The following is a 13,992-nucleotide window of genomic DNA, read 5'->3' as shown; positions in this document are numbered from 1 at the left end:
CGTTCAGGAAGTGATGTCCTTGCGGGTGAAGCGGTAGAACGCCAGGGACCAGAAGATCGTCGCGTAGCAGACCGCCGAGATGGCCCCCTTCACCACGTCGTCCGTCTGCATCGGGGTCGACAGCAGGCCCAGCCAGGCGTCGCTGTAGTGGGTCGGCAGGAAGTCGCGGATCGAGCCCAGTGCCGTGATCTGGTCCAGGATGCCGGACAGGATCCAGAGCAGCACCGCGCCGCCCACCGCGCCCAGGGCCGCGTCCGTCAGGACCGACAGCAGGAACGCCAGGCCGGCCACCACCAGCAGGACCACGGCCAGGTAGCCGAGGATCGCCAGCAGGCGCAGCACGCCCTCACCGGCCGGGATCTCCGCTGCCACCGTGCTGCCCAGCGGATGCCAGCCGTAGCGCAAAGTGCCGATCAGCAGGGCCGTGCCGGCCAGGGTCAGCAGGGCCAGCAGCGAGTAGCCCAGCGCCACGACCAGTTTCACGCCCAGCAGCCGGGCCCGGGGGACCGGGACGGCCAGCAGATAGCGCAGGCTGCCCCAGCTCGCCTCGCTGGCCACCGTGTCGCCGCAGAACAGGGCGACCACCACGACCAGCAGGAAGCCCGCCGACACGAAGATGCTGAACAGGGCGAAGTTCAGACCGCCCGAGGTGGCCAGGTCGACCAGGCTGGCGAACGCCCCGCCGCCGTTGTCGTCGTCGCCGTCCCCGCCGAACTCGAACGCCAGCAGGATGATCACCGGCAGCAGGGCCATGAAGCCCAGGGCCAGCTGGGTCCGGCGGCGGGATGCCTGCCGGCGTACCTCGGCCAGCAACGGCATGGTGGCCGTCGCCCGGTAGCCCGTCGCAGCCGCGCTCATCGGTCTCCACTTCCCCGCGAGTTGTCGCCCACCAGGGCCAGGAACGCGTCCTCCAGGCGCCGCCGGGGCACCACCCGGTCCACCCCGACCCCGGCGCGCACCAGCGAGGCCACCACCTCGGTACGCGGCGTGCCGTTCATGTCCACAATCAGCCCGGAAGTGCCCTCCGGCGTCACCGAGCGCACGTTCATCCCGGCCAGCACCAGCTCGGCGGCCGGTACGTCGGACACCTCCAGCTGCACCGACGGGCTCTCGCCGACGATGTCGTCGACCGGTCCCGCCGCGACGATCCGGCCCTTGTTCACCACCACCGCGTGCGTGCAGGTCTGCTCCACCTCGGCGAGCAGGTGGCTGGAGACCAGCACCGCCCGGCCGTCGGTCGCGTAGCGCTTCAGGACCCGGCGCATCTCGGCGATCTGCGGCGGGTCCAGCCCGTCCGTGGGCTCGTCCAGCACCAGCAGCTCGGGCAGGCCCAGCATCGCCTGGGCGATGGCCAGCCGCTGCCGCATGCCGTGGCTGTAGTTCTTCGTCTTGCGGTGCACCGAATCGCCCAGCCCGGCGATCTCCAGCGCCTCGTCGAAGCGGGCGTCCGCCGCCGGCCGGCCGGTCGCCTGCCAGTACGCGTGCAGGTTCTGCAGCCCGGTCAGGTGCGGCAGGAAGCCCGGCCCCTCGACCAGCGCGCCGACCCGGGACAGCACCGGTGAGCCGGGCTCGAGCCGGTGCCCGAAGACCAGCGCATCGCCCTCGGTCGGCATGGTCAGGCCCATCAGCACCCGCAGCGTGGTGGTCTTGCCCGCGCCGTTGGGGCCGAGCAGGCCGACGACCTGGCCACGTTCGACGGTGAAGTCGACCCGTTCGACGGCGACGAAACCGTCCCCGTACGCCTTGCGCAGGCCCCGCACGACCAGCGGCGTCTCGGCGTACTCGTCGACCGTCGGGGCCTCGTGGCGGCGCAGCCGGCGGCGGCGCACGACCAGGACCACGACGAGCCCGGCGATGATGACCGCGAGCACGCCCAGCAGCACGTACCGCCAGACGACCTGGGGGTTGGCGATCGGCGTGCCCACCGCCGTGGGCAGGCTGACCGCCGGCTCGACCGCGACGGTGTAGGTCGTGGGGTCCGGCGGCGTCAGGAACGCCTGGTCGGAGGTCGCCACCGTGACCCGGACGGTGTGCCCGGCGTCGATCCGGCGCACGATCGCGGGCAACGTCACGGTGACCGGCCGGGCCGTGCTCACGTCGGTGGGCAGCCCGGTGAGCCGGACCGGCGCGATCAGGCCGCCGCTGAGGGTGGCGGTGCCGTTCGGGTCGACGTCGTAGAGCTTGACGAACAGCGTCGCCGAGCCGGTCGGTGAGGCCGCCCGCAGCCGTACGGTGGGCGCGCCGACCACCTCGATGGCGTCCGTGACCGGGGCCGAGTCGAACTCGGCGTGCTGGCCGGCGAGGTCACCGGCGACGCTGCCGAGCAGTGAGCTGAGCTGGCCGCCCACGCCGGGCAGGGAGGACAGTGCGCCCGGGTTGCCGTTCGGCGGGTTGGCGATCTGCTGGGCGTCGCCGCTGACGGTGACCTCGGCGCGGCCGGTGCCGGTCAGGCCGGGGTACGCCGGGTCGGAGTACCCGTTGGTGACCAGCCCCCGGTCCAGCGCGCTGAAGCCGGCCACCCGCGAGTAGGTGAAGCTGTTCGCCGGGGTGGCGCCGTCCTTCTTCACGTAGTGGTCGAGCCACTGCGCGGTGAGGAACTTGGTGCGGTCCTGGTCGGTCTGCGGGCCCGAACCGCCGTCGTGGCCGCCGGTGAACCAGGCGACCCGGACCGGGGTGCCCGTCGCCGCGATGCCCTTGGCGTTGGCGTCGGCCTCCGAGAGCGGGAACAGCGTGTCCACCGCGCCCTGGATGAGCAGCGTGGGTGCCTTGATGTTGTTGAGCACCGGGGCCGGGCTGGAGCGCTGGAGCAGCGCGGTCGTCGCGGCGTCCGGGGTGCCGGTGGTGGCCATCTTCAGGTACGCCGCGCAGACGTCGGCGGCGAAGCGGCCGCAGGCGGGGTCGGCCGGGCGGGCGGGTGGAACCGCCGGCGTGCCGCCGCCGGCCAGGGGCGACGAGCCGCCGCCGGCTCCGAGCGGCCCCGAGCCGCTGCCGAAGAACAGGCCGGCCCAGCTCTTCTTGAAGACGCCGGGGGCGGTGACCCCGGTCGCGGACTGCGGGAAGAACGCCTTGCCGAGGTCGTTCCAGGTGATCAGCGGGACGATCGCGTCGACCCGGGGGTCCTGGGCGGCGAGCAGCAGGGCCAGCGCGCCGCCGTACGAGCCGCCGACCACGCCGACCCGGGGGTCCCCGGCCGCATCCGTCCGCACCCGCGGCTGGGCGGCGAGCCAGTCCAGCAGCCGCTGTGCGTCCTTGACCTCGTAGTCCGGGCTGTCCAGGTGGATCTCGCCGCCGCTGCGCCCGAAGCCGCGGGCGGTCCAGGTCAGGACGGCGTACCCGCGGTCGGCCAGGGACTCCGCGTCGTCGCTGACGGACTCCTTGCTGCCGCCGAAGCCGTGACCGAGCAGCACCGCCGGCACGTCGTCGTCGCCCGACGGCAGGTAGAACCGGGTGTCCAGGTCGATCGGCTCATTGCCGGACGGGCCGGAGAGCACGGTCAGCTGCTGGTCCACCGCCGTCCAGGAGTGGCGCTCGGGCAGCGCGGCCCAGCCGATGAGGGCGGCGATCAGGACGAGGGCCACCGATCCGGCCACCACCCGCCGCCGTGTCACTCGGGGCAGGGCACGGCGGAGCCGGGTCGTGAGGGCTGACATGCGGCCCACGCTAGCCGCGGGCCGCTGAGCGGGAGCTGTGAACGTGCCTAGCAGCCCTGCTTGTCGGTGTAGAAGAACTGCACGGCCGGACCCGCACCGGCGTCGATCGCGGTCACCTTGTCGTCCTTGATCCGGAACAGCAGGGCGTTGCCGCCGTCGACCGCGTACCAGCCGCTGGCGCCGACCCAGTCGTCGAGCTGCTTGCCGCCGGGGTACATGCCTTTGAGGTTCGCGTAGCCGGTGCCGACCTTGGCGCCCTTCGGAGTGGCCACCTTCGGGCTGGTCACGGTGAGGCGCTGGAGCTTGCCGCCGGTGAACGCCAGGGCCGGCGAGTGGTATTCGCTGAGGCCCTTGGCCGTCGTACAGGTGTCCTTGGTCTTGGTGACCTTGCCCACCAGGTCGGCCGATGTCAGCTCACGCTGCTGGACACCCACCTGGTACGGGCCGATCCCGGCGGCGGTCAGCACGTCGGGGGAGACCACGGGCTTGCCGGCCGGGCCCTGCGCGGCCCCGCCGCCCTTCTTCGGTGGCTTCGCGGCGGACGTGCCCTCGGTGGGTGACGTGCCCGGAGCAGCCGAGGAACCCGGTGCGGCCGAGGCTCCCGGACCACCCAGCCCGCCGTCGGCGGACGGTCCCGCGGAGGCGCCCGGTGCCTGCGCGGCGGGCGCCTTGTCGTCGGAGTCGTCACCGCACCCGGCGACCCCCAGCAGGGTCAGCGTGACAACGGCCAAAGTGGCGTGACGAAGCCTCATCGCGGTGGTGCCTCCCCGGGCGGCGTACGGCGGCTAGCGTGTCAACCTAGTCCCCTCGTCCAAACGGAGGCCTCCCCGGTGCCAGACGACCTCACGCTGACCGTGACCCAGCGGACGGCGGCCCTCGACGCGCGGCGCGGCATCGTCCGCCTGCACCCCGAGGTGATGGCCGCGCTCGCCATCAATCCGGGCGATCCGCTGCGCCTGGCCGGCCGGCGGACCACCGCGGGTCTCGCCGCGCGGGCCGAGCCGACAGCGAGCCGGGCCCTGCTCTACGCCGACGATCTGATCATCGGCAACCTGGGGTTGCGCGACGGCGGCCAGGTGACCGTGACGCCCGTGCCGGTCGTCCAGGCCCGGCGGGTCACGCTGACCGGCCCGGCCGAGATCGTCGCGGTGGTGTCGCCGGAGATGCTGCGCCTGGCCCTGCTGGGCAAGGTGGTCACTGCGGGCGACAACGTCTCGCTGCTGCCGCAGGACGTGCTGCTGGACGCGGGCAACCGGTCGCTGGTCGAGGCCGCCCGGCGCAGCCTGGCCAACCGGGTCGGATACGCCTGGACCAGCACGTTGCTCACGGTGGTCGCGGTCGAGGACGCCGATGCCGTTCTGGTCACGATGGACACGGTGGTGGGGTGGCAGGACGGGGAGTTCTCGTCCGTACGGGACCAGCCCGCCCCGACGGCCGCTGCGGCCCGGCAGCCCGCTTCCACCGATCCGGAGACGCCGCCGCCCAGCCTGGACGACCTGCCCGGGCTGCGTACCCAGGCCCAGGAGCTGATCGAGCTGCTGGACCTCGGCTTCCACCACGGTGAGGTGCTCGGCCGGCTGGGCACCACGGTGTCGCTCGGTGTGCTGGTCACAGGTCCGGCCGGCTCGGGCAAGTCGGCGCTGGTGCGCGCGGTCGCCGCGAACGTCGGCGCGACCGTGCTGGCGGTCTGGGGTCCGGAGCTGGCGGCGCTGACCAACGACTCCGCCGCGGCCCGGCTGCGTGGGCTGGCCCGGGACGCTCGCGCGGACGGTCCGACGGTGCTGCTGATCGCGGACGTCGAGGCGCTCGCACCGCGCGATGAGCCCGGCCCGCTGGCCACGGTGTTCCGGCAGGTGCTGGGTGAGCTGCTGCGTTCCGGTGGCGCGGTGGTGTGCACGACGAGCCGTCCGGAGGCGGTGGACCCCGGGCTGCGGGCGCCTGATCTGCTGGCTGTGCAGCTGGCGGTGCCGTTGCCGGACGCGGCGATGCGGCGCGAGCAGCTGCGGGTGCTGACCCGGGACATGCCGCTGGCCGAGGACGTGCGACTGGACGACATCGCCGGGCGTACCCCGGGCTTTGTCGCCGCGGACCTGGGTGCGCTGGCCCGCGAGGCCGGGGTACGCGCCGCGCTGCGCCAGAAGGAAGCCGAGTCGCCCACCGTGACCATGACGGACTTCGAGGGCGCGCTGGACGTGATCCGGCCGACCTCGATGGCCGAGTCGACGCTGGAGGTCGCCCAGGTCACGCTGGACGACGTCGGTGACATGGCCGAGGTGAAGCAGACCCTGACCGAGTCGGTGCTGTGGCCGCTGACCTATCCCGACACGTTCGCCCGGCTCGGGGTCCAGCCGCCGCGCGGTGTCCTGCTCTACGGCCCGCCCGGCTGCGGCAAGACGTATCTGGTCAAGGCGATCGCCGGCACCGGCAAGGCCAACGTGCTGTCGGTCAAGGGTGCCGAGCTGCTCAACAAGTGGGTCGGCGAGAGCGAGCGCGCGGTCCGGGAGCTCTTCCGCCGGGCCCGTGAGGCCGCGCCGACCCTGGTCTTCCTGGACGAGGTGGACGCGCTGGCGCCGACCCGCGGCCAGTCCACCGACGGCGGCACGACCGACCGGGTCGTGGCCGCGCTGCTGACCGAGCTGGACGGGGTGGAGTCGCTGCGCAACGTGGTGGTGATCGGCGCGACCAACCGGCCCGACCTGATCGACCCGGCGCTGCTGCGGCCGGGCCGGCTGGAACGGCTGGTCTTCGTGCCGCCGCCGGACGGCGAGGCCCGCGCGGCCATCCTGCGGGCCTCGGCCAAGTCCGTGCCGCTGGACGGCGCCGTCGACCTGGACGAGCTGGGCGCCGAGCTGGAGGGCTTCTCCGCCGCGGACTGTGCCGCGCTGATCCGTGAGGCGGCGCTGTCGGCGATGCGGGAGTCGCTGGACGCCTCGACGGTCACCGCCGCGCACGTGGCGACCGCTCGCAAGCGGGTGCGGGCCTCGCTGGATCCGGTGCAGGTCGCGTGGCTGGAGGCCTATGCCTCCACACACGCGCCGGGCTAGCGGCGGCGGGTGCGGGCCCTGGTCGAGCGCAGCCGGCGCAACCGGCCGATCAGGACCGGGTCGTGGGCCAGCGCCGCCGGGTTGTCCAGCAGACCGTTGAGGAGCTGGTAGTAGCGCGTCGAGGAGAGGCCGAAGGCGTCGCGGACGGCCTGCTCCTTGGCGCCGGCGTGCTTCCACCACTTGCTCTCGAACGCGAGGATCTGCACCTCGCGCTCGGTGAGGGCGGGCGCTTCGGCCGGTTCGGCCGGGGTCTCCTCGCGCGGCGCGGGGACGTGCTGCTGGTTGAGAGAGGCGTCGGGCTGCATGGCGCTCCTGGGCGGTGGGAGAGCACGCACAGATGTACGAAGGGGATCGTCAGCATAGTGGCAGCCGGCGATCCCCGCCGTCCGTGAGTGCCGATGCAGCCGAAGCTACCTTAAGTAATGTCTCGGCTACGCATAGTCCACATGGCTGCCCCCACAACGAGGAGCACCACCGCCGCCAGCACTCCGCCGGCCATCGGCCAGGTGATGGTGACCGTGGCCGGCTCGCACCCGGAGGTGCTGGAGTAGTCGCACGAGTCCCAGTCGGTCGCCACGGCCGACTTGTCCATCCAGGCCTGGGTCCACACCGGCACCAGGTACGCCTCCACGAACGGCACCTTGGCCAGCGTCAGCACGGTGCCGAGGCCGAACTGGAACACGATGATCGCCCCGATCGCCGCACCCAGCGCCATCGCCGTGTGCCGGCCCAGCGACGCGAGGCCGAAGCCCACCGCGCCCGCCGCCAGCACCAGCACCAGCCCGCGCAGCTCCATGAGCAGGATGGACTGCCAGGCGCCCGAGGTCATCCCGGCCAGCGTGCCGCGCAGCTGCGCGATCAGCACGAACAGCCCGGTCCACACCGCGGAGACCACCGCTGTGAACGCGGCCAGGCTCACCAGCAGCGCGCCGAGCTTGGTGCCCAGCACCTGGAGCCGGCGCGGCCGCCACAGCAGCAGGTTCATCATGCCGCCGCTGCTCCACTCGGCGCCCACAAAGGTCGCGCCGATCACGAACGCCGTCACCGCCAGCAGCGCGGCGAGCGCGGTCACCAGGAAACCGAACTGCTCGCGGAAGTTGAACGTCGGGTCCATGTACCACTCGGCGCGGAAGTCGTCCCGGACCGGCTGGTAGATCTGGTCGCAGGGCGGATAGTTCTGCGCCGCCGGCGTGCCCTGGGCCGCCTGGCAGTCCGTCGTCTCCTTGGCCGCCTGCTGCACGGCCGACTGGTACTGGCTGTCGGCCTCGGCCTGCGCGGCGGCGAGCCGCTCGGGCGACGCCTTGTGGTTGGTGAAGAACATCCCGGCCACGATGGCGGCCAGCACCAGCAGCGTGCCGAGCACGAAGAACCGGGTGAAGCGGCGCTTGGTCAGCCGGCGGGTCTCCGCCGTGTAGAGGCTCACTGTCCCCACCCGCCGTTGATCGCCGGGGCAGCCGCGGACTCGTCGACCTGGCGGTGCTCGCCCTCAACCGGCGCGGTGCCGGTGAGCTCCAGGAAGACGCTCTCCAGGTCGACCGCGACCGGGGCCAGCTCGCTGACGTAGACGCCGCGGGCGGCGAGCGTCCGGGTGATGGCCCCGGGCTGCGCGATGCCGCTGACCATCAGGTGGTCCGGCTCGACGACGACCTGGGCGCCGATCTCGCGCAGCGCCCCGGCCGAGCCGGTCAGGTCGGCGAGCGACTCGACGCGGACCCGTACCGAGGAGGTGGCGTGCTGGGCCAGCACGTCGGCGACGCCACCGGCCGCCACCCGGCGCCCCGCCGAGATGATCGTGACGGAGTCGCAGATGAGCTGGATCTCGCCGAGGATGTGGCTGGAGAGCACCACGGTCATTCCCGACTCGGCCAGGTTGCGCATCAGCGTGCGCATCTCCCGGATGCCGCCCGGGTCCAGGCCGTTGGCCGGCTCGTCCAGGATCAGCAGTTGCGGGTTCTTGAGCAGGGCGGACGCGACCGCGAGGCGCTGTTTCATGCCCAGCGAGTAGGTCTTGACCCGGTCGGTGGCCCGGTCCCGCAGCCCGACCAGCTCCAGCACCTCGTGGACCCGCACCCGCTCGACGCCGCCGGCGTCGGCGAGCAGGGAGAGAGTGTCGCGGGCGGAGAAGTTGCCGAAGAACTGCGGGCTCTCCACGATGGCGCCGACCAGGCCGGCGACCTCGGGCAGGGCCTGCGGCACCTCCCGGCCGAGCAGGGCCATCCGGCCGCCGTTGGGCCGGATCAGGCCGAGCAGCGTACGCAGCGTGGTGGTCTTGCCGGAGCCGTTGGGCCCCAGGAAGCCGTGCACCTGACCGGCCTCGACGACCATGTCGAAGCCGTCCAGCGCCCTGCGCACCCCCTTGCGGCTGCGATAGGTCTTGCGCAGGCCCTGTATCTCGAGGACAGCATTCACGCCGTCACCCTAATCACTCTCCGCCACTGTTCCCGGGGAAACGGGCCGTGACCCCGCCCGGGGGACCAGGGGCGGGGTCACGGCCGATCCGGGGAGAGCTCAGGCGCGGCCGCTGCCGGCCGTCACCGAGGCGACCTGGGTGCCGGAGAGCGTGCCGCCCAGATAGAGGCCGCCGCCCGCGTCGGTGCCGGAGACCGAGCCGCCCGTGTAGATCCGGTACGACGTACCGCGGGTCAGCGAGCTCAGGTCGAAGAGCACACCCTTGAGCACCCGGGTGCTGCGGAACGAGGCGAGCTGGGTGCCCGAGGCGGTGGCCAGGTGCACGATCGTGCCCGCCGGCTGGTTCGCGCTGAACGAGTACGCCACCCACGCCTGACCACCGGACGGCAGCGCGCTGGTCGACGCGGTCAGGCCGGTGGCCAGGATGGACCCGCCGGTCATGGTCAGCGCGCCGTTGGAGTCCAGGCCACCCTCGCCACCGCCGCGCGTGGGCGAGCCGTTGGCGATGACCGTCCCGCCGGAGATGGCCAGGATGCCGTTGGAGTCGAGACCGTCCGTGCCGCCGCTGACCGTCACCGTGCCGCCGGTGACCTTGATGAAGGCGTTGGGCGCGACCTGCATCTCGTTGACGCCCTCCTCGGCGGCGTTCACGGCGTCGTCGGTCGCGGTCACCGTCACGATGCCGCCGGCGAGCGTGGTCCGCATGGCTTCCAGACCCTCGTACGACCTGGTCACGGTCACAGTGCCGGCGGAGACGGTCAGGGCCGTGTCGGCGTGCACCGCGTCGTCGCCGCTGGCCACGGTCAGCGTGCCGCCGTCGACGGTGATCAGGTTGTTGGAGTTGATCCCGTCGTCGGACGCGTTCAGGTTGAGCTGCCCGTCGCTGACGACCACGCTGACGTCGGCCTTGACGGCCTTGGTCGAGGTCGTGCCCGGGGCCGTGGTGCTGCCGCCGCCGGTCGTCGCGGTCAGGCTGCCGCCCGCGACGATGATGTCGGTGGTCGCGCTGATGCCGTCACCGGCGGGTGCGGTGAGGGTACGGGCGCCGCCGGCCAGGTAGACGTACCCCTCGGTGGCGTCGGTCGTCTCGTCGGACTTGATCGCGTCGCCACCGGCCGTGACCCCCAGCGTGCCGCCGGTGTGCACGACGTAGTCCTGGCCCCGGACGCCGTCGTCCTTGGCCGTGACGGTGATCGTGCCCGAGTCGATGACCAGGCCGTCGTCGCTGGCGATGCCGTCGGCGGCGTTGCCGGTGACGGTCAGCGCCCCGGCGCCGGTGATGGTCAGGTCGGCCGCGCTGGACAGGGCGGCGCTCGGGTTCACCGCGGTCGTGTACGTCGCCGGGTCGGTGAGCCGGTTGGCGGTGCCGTCGGCCAGCACGACCATGACCTCGTCGGCCGCGACCACCGAGAGCGGCGCGGTGCCCGAGTTGGCGACGGTGACCCCGTTGAGGATCAGCCGTACCAGGCCGGCCCCGGTGCTGTTGACCACGATCCGCCCGTTCGTGAGCGAGCCGGTGAAGCGGTAGGTGCCGGCGGCGGTGACCGTGACAGTGCTGCCGCTGATCGAGACGCCGCTGCTGGTGGACGTGGCGCCGGAGCCGGTCAGGGTCACCGCGGCGACGGCCGACTCGCTCCAGACGTGGTCGGCCGGGTCGTCGTGGTCGGGGGCGTTGGCGGCCAGCGCCTGCGCCGCGGCGGGGCCCGCGGCGAGCACGACCGGGTCGGCGGCCCGGGCGGCGGCGCCCGGTACGAGGGCCAGGGCGCCGGCGAGCGCGGCGGTCAGGACGGGGGAACGGTGCATGTCTCGGTCCTTCGGTCGGCGGCCGGCGCGGGGCAGGCCGGGGCAGCGGGGTGGAAGTGCCGGCGCAGCAGCCGGCGCCACGGGGCGGACGGCAGCTCGGGGCGCAGAGCGGCCAGGCCGGTGGCGTACTTGGAGATGGACGCCGGGCGGTGACCCCGGGCCCACAGCAGGCGGTCGACCTCGGAGGCCGCCGCCCGGGTCTTGGTCTCGACCACGGCGATGCCGGGCAGGCTCAGGTCAGGCAGGCTCAGGTCCGGCGCGGCCCGGCCCGGCCCGGTCCAGGACAGGTCGATGTCGATGGTCACCCGGCTCTGCGAGGCCGGGAGATACAGAGTGCTGCGCAGATAGTGGGTGGCCAGCGCCGGGGCGAAGACCAGGCCGCTGACGTCCAGGTCCTCGAGAACGGCGTCGACGAACCAGCGGCCGGGTCCGAGGTCGTCGTGGTGCTGCCGCTCGTACGCCAGGCGGGTCTTGACCGTGCCGCCGCGTACCCCCTCGGTCTTGACCTCCAGTAGGCACGTGCCGGAGTCCAGGTAGGTCCGCGTGCGGACCTTGAACCGGCGGCGCCGGCGCAGCGCGGTGAGCCGGAAGCAGAGAAGGTCCGCAGTGTCGAAATAGACCGAGGCGTAGCGGAACAGCCGGATGCCGTCGATGTCCAGGATCCGGGTGTCGCGGCCCAGCGCGGGCAGCAGCGTGGCCAGCTCGCTCAGCGGCAGGACGTACTTGCGGTCCCGCCTGACCTGCAGCTCGGCCTGCGCGGTGAGCTCGGCCAGCCCGATCGGGCCGAGGCCGGCCAGTCCCTCCAGCCGCGGCGGCGCGGCCGGCGCGGCGGTCACGGGCGGGCTCCGGCCGTCGCAGCCACGCGGGTGCCGGCCACCGAGCGGGCCCGCGAGTACCGGACCTCGACCACCGTGGTCTCGTTGACCAGGTCGACCCGCTCGACGGCGACCGCGTGCACCCGGGCGCCGAGGACCTGTTCCAGCTGGGCGACCAAGGCCACCTCGTCGGTGATCGCCGAGTCGAGGACCAGCACCTGGCGCCGGTAGCCGCGGAACAGCCGGGGATGGTCGCCCAGGAACATCACCACGAGGATGAGCGCCATGAGCGCCGGCGCCAGCCACACCGCACCGCCGCCCAGCGGGCCGATGATGCCCAGCGCCAGCGCGGAGAAGTAGTAGGCCACCTCGTGCTGGTCCAGCTCGGTGGAGCGCAACCGGATGATCGAGAGCACGCCGAAGAGCCCGAGACCCAGCCCGGCTCCGACGGTGCCCGAGCTGAGCGAGCCGGCCACGGCCAGCACGCCGACGTTGACACCGAGGTACGCGACGACGAGGTCACGGCGGCGGTGCCGGGGGAAGTAGAGCCCGAAGACGAGCACGGACACCGCGACGAGATCGATCGCATACAGCACGGGGGTCCTCCATCCGGCCAACAAATCCATAACTTTCAATGGACAGTAGGGCCGGAGAGCGCGTTCCAACCTCAGAGATTGCTGTGAATCGATTGATGTGTATCGATCAACGGGCTGCGTGCCCGGGAGCTGAAGCTCACACCTCGGGATGCTTGGCAGCGCTTTGGCCGCCCACGCCGTAAGGTGAGGGACACAACTGAATACCTCATCCAGAGGGGCTGAGGGAACGGCCCGATGACGCCCCGGCAACCACCACACATGTCTCGATGGCGAGGCCCAGCGTGTGGCAGGTGCTAATTCCGTCCCCACGCGCGTCCACCGACGCCGGGGGAAAGATGAGAAGGAGCCTCATTGTGACGTCCACCGTCGACGCCCCCCGCCAGTCCACCAGCCCCGCCCGTGCCCTCGTGTGCCGTGGTTGCGGCGCCGAGTTCCCGCTGGCCGCGCAGCACGCCTGTTATGAGTGTTTCGGTCCCCTCGAGGTCGCGTACGACGCCGCCGCGCTGGCCGCGGTCACCCGCGAGCAGATCGAAGCCGGCCCGCACAACATCTGGCGCTACGCCGCCCTGCTGCCCACCGGCCAGGACCCGGCCACCCGCGTCACCCTGAACCCCGGCCTGACCCCGCTGGTCAGCGCCGCCGCGCTGGCCGCCGAGGTCGGCCTGCGGGCCCCGCTGTGGGTCAAGGACGACTCGGCCAACCCGACCCACTCCTTCAAGGACCGGGTCGTCTCGGTGGCCCTCACCGCCGCCCGCGAGCTCGGCTTCACCCGCTTCGCCTGCGCCTCCACCGGCAACCTGGCCAACTCCGTGGCCGCGCACGCCGCCCGGGCCGGGGTGCCCTCGATCGTCTTCATCCCGGGCGACCTGGAGCAGGGCAAGGTCATCACCACCGCGGTGTACGGCGGCGAGCTGGTCGCCATCGACGGCTCCTACGACGACGTCAACCGGCTCTGCGGCGAGCTGGTCGAGACCGACGAGTTCGAGGACACCGCCTTCGTCAACGTGAACGTGCGCCCGTTCTACGCCGAGGGTTCGAAGACTCTGGGTTACGAAGTGGCCGAGCAGCTCGGCTGGCGGATCCCGGCCCAGGTGGTCGTGCCGATGGCCAGCGGCGAGCTGCTCACCAAGATCGACAAGGCGTTCACCGAGCTGGTGGAGATCGGCCTGGTCGAGGCCCCCGAGGGCGGCTGGACCGTCTTCGGCGCCCAGTCGGCCGGCTGCAACCCGATCGCCACCGCGCTGCACAACGGCACCGACCAGATCATCCCGGTCAAGCCGACCGGCATCGCCAAGTCGCTGAACATCGGTGACCCGGCCGCCGGCGCGTACGCCATCGAGGCCGTGACCCGCACCGGGGGCTGGATGGACTACGCCGACGACGACGAGATCCGCGACGCCATCCAGCTGCTCGCCCGCACGACCGGCGTGTTCGCCGAGACCGCCGGCGGGGTGACCGTGGCCGTGCTCAAGAAGCTGGTGGCCAGCGGCAAGCTCGACCCGGACAAGGAGACCGTCGTCTACAACACCGGCGAGGGCCTCAAGACCCTGGACGCCGTCGCGGGCCAGGTCGGACCCACCCACCGGATCAAGCCGTCCCTCCGCGGCGCCCGGGATGCCGGCCTGCTCGGGTGACACACGGTAGTCAGCACTCTGCCTAACGTCGAGAATTCCTA

11 protein-coding genes and 1 riboswitch are annotated in these 13,992 nt (G+C 72.5%); of the genes, 2 read left to right on the top strand and 9 right to left on the bottom strand.

The window, feature by feature from the left end; translation table 11 throughout:
* Window positions 1–3: 3 nt before the first annotated feature.
* Genes ACQP2Y_RS44565 through ACQP2Y_RS44555 form a run of 3 tightly spaced genes read right to left on the bottom strand, consistent with a single transcriptional unit; the run spans window position 4 to window position 4,402 of the window.
* On the bottom strand, window positions 4–858 hold the full coding sequence (locus ACQP2Y_RS44565) for an ABC transporter permease (RefSeq protein ID WP_433722704.1): 855 nt from the start codon (window positions 856–858) through the stop codon (window positions 4–6).
* Window positions 855–3,650, bottom strand: coding sequence for an alpha/beta fold hydrolase (locus tag ACQP2Y_RS44560; RefSeq protein ID WP_433722702.1), 2,796 nt, complete (start codon window positions 3,648–3,650; stop codon window positions 855–857). The genes ACQP2Y_RS44565 and ACQP2Y_RS44560 overlap by 4 nt, the downstream gene beginning before the upstream one ends.
* 47 nt (window positions 3,651–3,697) lie before the next feature.
* On the bottom strand, window positions 3,698–4,402 hold the full coding sequence (locus tag ACQP2Y_RS44555; RefSeq protein ID WP_433722700.1) for a hypothetical protein: 705 nt from the start codon (window positions 4,400–4,402) through the stop codon (window positions 3,698–3,700).
* A 78-nt stretch (window positions 4,403–4,480) separates the two neighbouring features.
* Here ACQP2Y_RS44555 and ACQP2Y_RS44550 point away from each other — a divergent pair, with 78 nt between their 5' ends.
* Window positions 4,481–6,694, top strand: coding sequence for an AAA family ATPase (locus ACQP2Y_RS44550; protein ID WP_433722698.1), 2,214 nt, complete (start codon window positions 4,481–4,483; stop codon window positions 6,692–6,694).
* Here the strand turns inward: ACQP2Y_RS44550 and ACQP2Y_RS44545 are convergent.
* The 6 genes from ACQP2Y_RS44545 to ACQP2Y_RS44520 form a co-directional block, all read right to left on the bottom strand.
* Window positions 6,691–7,071, bottom strand: a complete 381-nt coding sequence (locus ACQP2Y_RS44545) for a DUF3263 domain-containing protein (RefSeq protein ID WP_433732350.1) — start codon at window positions 7,069–7,071, stop codon at window positions 6,691–6,693. The genes ACQP2Y_RS44550 and ACQP2Y_RS44545 overlap by 4 nt on opposite strands.
* A gap of 38 nt (window positions 7,072–7,109) precedes the next feature.
* Complete coding sequence (locus ACQP2Y_RS44540; protein WP_433722696.1) at window positions 7,110–8,117, bottom strand: ABC transporter permease subunit; 1,008 nt, start codon at window positions 8,115–8,117, stop codon at window positions 7,110–7,112.
* The gene (locus ACQP2Y_RS44535; RefSeq protein WP_433722694.1) at window positions 8,114–9,103 is read right to left on the bottom strand and encodes an ATP-binding cassette domain-containing protein; all 990 of its coding nucleotides are present in this window, start codon (window positions 9,101–9,103) and stop codon (window positions 8,114–8,116) included. Before ACQP2Y_RS44535 ends, ACQP2Y_RS44540 begins: the two co-directional genes overlap by 4 nt.
* 99 nt (window positions 9,104–9,202) lie before the next feature.
* Entirely contained in the window at window positions 9,203–10,906 is a 1,704-nt protein-coding gene (locus ACQP2Y_RS44530) for a carbohydrate-binding domain-containing protein (RefSeq protein ID WP_433722692.1), read from the bottom strand.
* Window positions 10,885–11,742, bottom strand: coding sequence for a polyphosphate polymerase domain-containing protein (locus ACQP2Y_RS44525; protein ID WP_433722690.1), 858 nt, complete (start codon window positions 11,740–11,742; stop codon window positions 10,885–10,887). The genes ACQP2Y_RS44530 and ACQP2Y_RS44525 overlap by 22 nt, the downstream gene beginning before the upstream one ends.
* On the bottom strand, window positions 11,739–12,317 hold the full coding sequence (locus ACQP2Y_RS44520; RefSeq protein WP_433722688.1) for a DUF4956 domain-containing protein: 579 nt from the start codon (window positions 12,315–12,317) through the stop codon (window positions 11,739–11,741). The genes ACQP2Y_RS44525 and ACQP2Y_RS44520 overlap by 4 nt, the downstream gene beginning before the upstream one ends.
* Before the next feature lie 202 nt (window positions 12,318–12,519).
* Window positions 12,520–12,659, top strand: a riboswitch (SAM riboswitch).
* Window positions 12,660–12,670: 11 nt separating this feature from the next.
* Here ACQP2Y_RS44520 and thrC point away from each other — a divergent pair.
* Complete coding sequence (gene thrC / locus ACQP2Y_RS44515) at window positions 12,671–13,951, top strand: threonine synthase (protein WP_433722686.1); 1,281 nt, start codon at window positions 12,671–12,673, stop codon at window positions 13,949–13,951.
* Window positions 13,952–13,992 lie beyond the last annotated feature (41 nt).

The sequence above is a fragment of the Actinoplanes sp. CA-051413 genome, from assembly GCF_050955795.1.
Classification (GTDB): Bacteria; Actinomycetota; Actinomycetes; order Mycobacteriales; family Micromonosporaceae; genus Actinoplanes.
This window is presented reverse-complemented; position numbering and strand designations above follow the sequence as displayed.

Bases quoted from the DNA above. Each gene is read 5' to 3' on its own strand.
- ACQP2Y_RS44565 (WP_433722704.1), bottom strand. From the start codon at position 858: ATGAGCGCGGCTGCGACGGGCTACCGGGCGACGGCCACCATGCCGTTG.
- ACQP2Y_RS44560 (WP_433722702.1), bottom strand. From the start codon at position 3,650: ATGTCAGCCCTCACGACCCGGCTCCGCCGTGCCCTGCCCCGAGTGACA.
- ACQP2Y_RS44555 (WP_433722700.1), bottom strand. From the start codon at position 4,402: ATGAGGCTTCGTCACGCCACTTTGGCCGTTGTCACGCTGACCCTGCTG.
- ACQP2Y_RS44530 (WP_433722692.1), bottom strand. From the start codon at position 10,906: ATGCACCGTTCCCCCGTCCTGACCGCCGCGCTCGCCGGCGCCCTGGCC.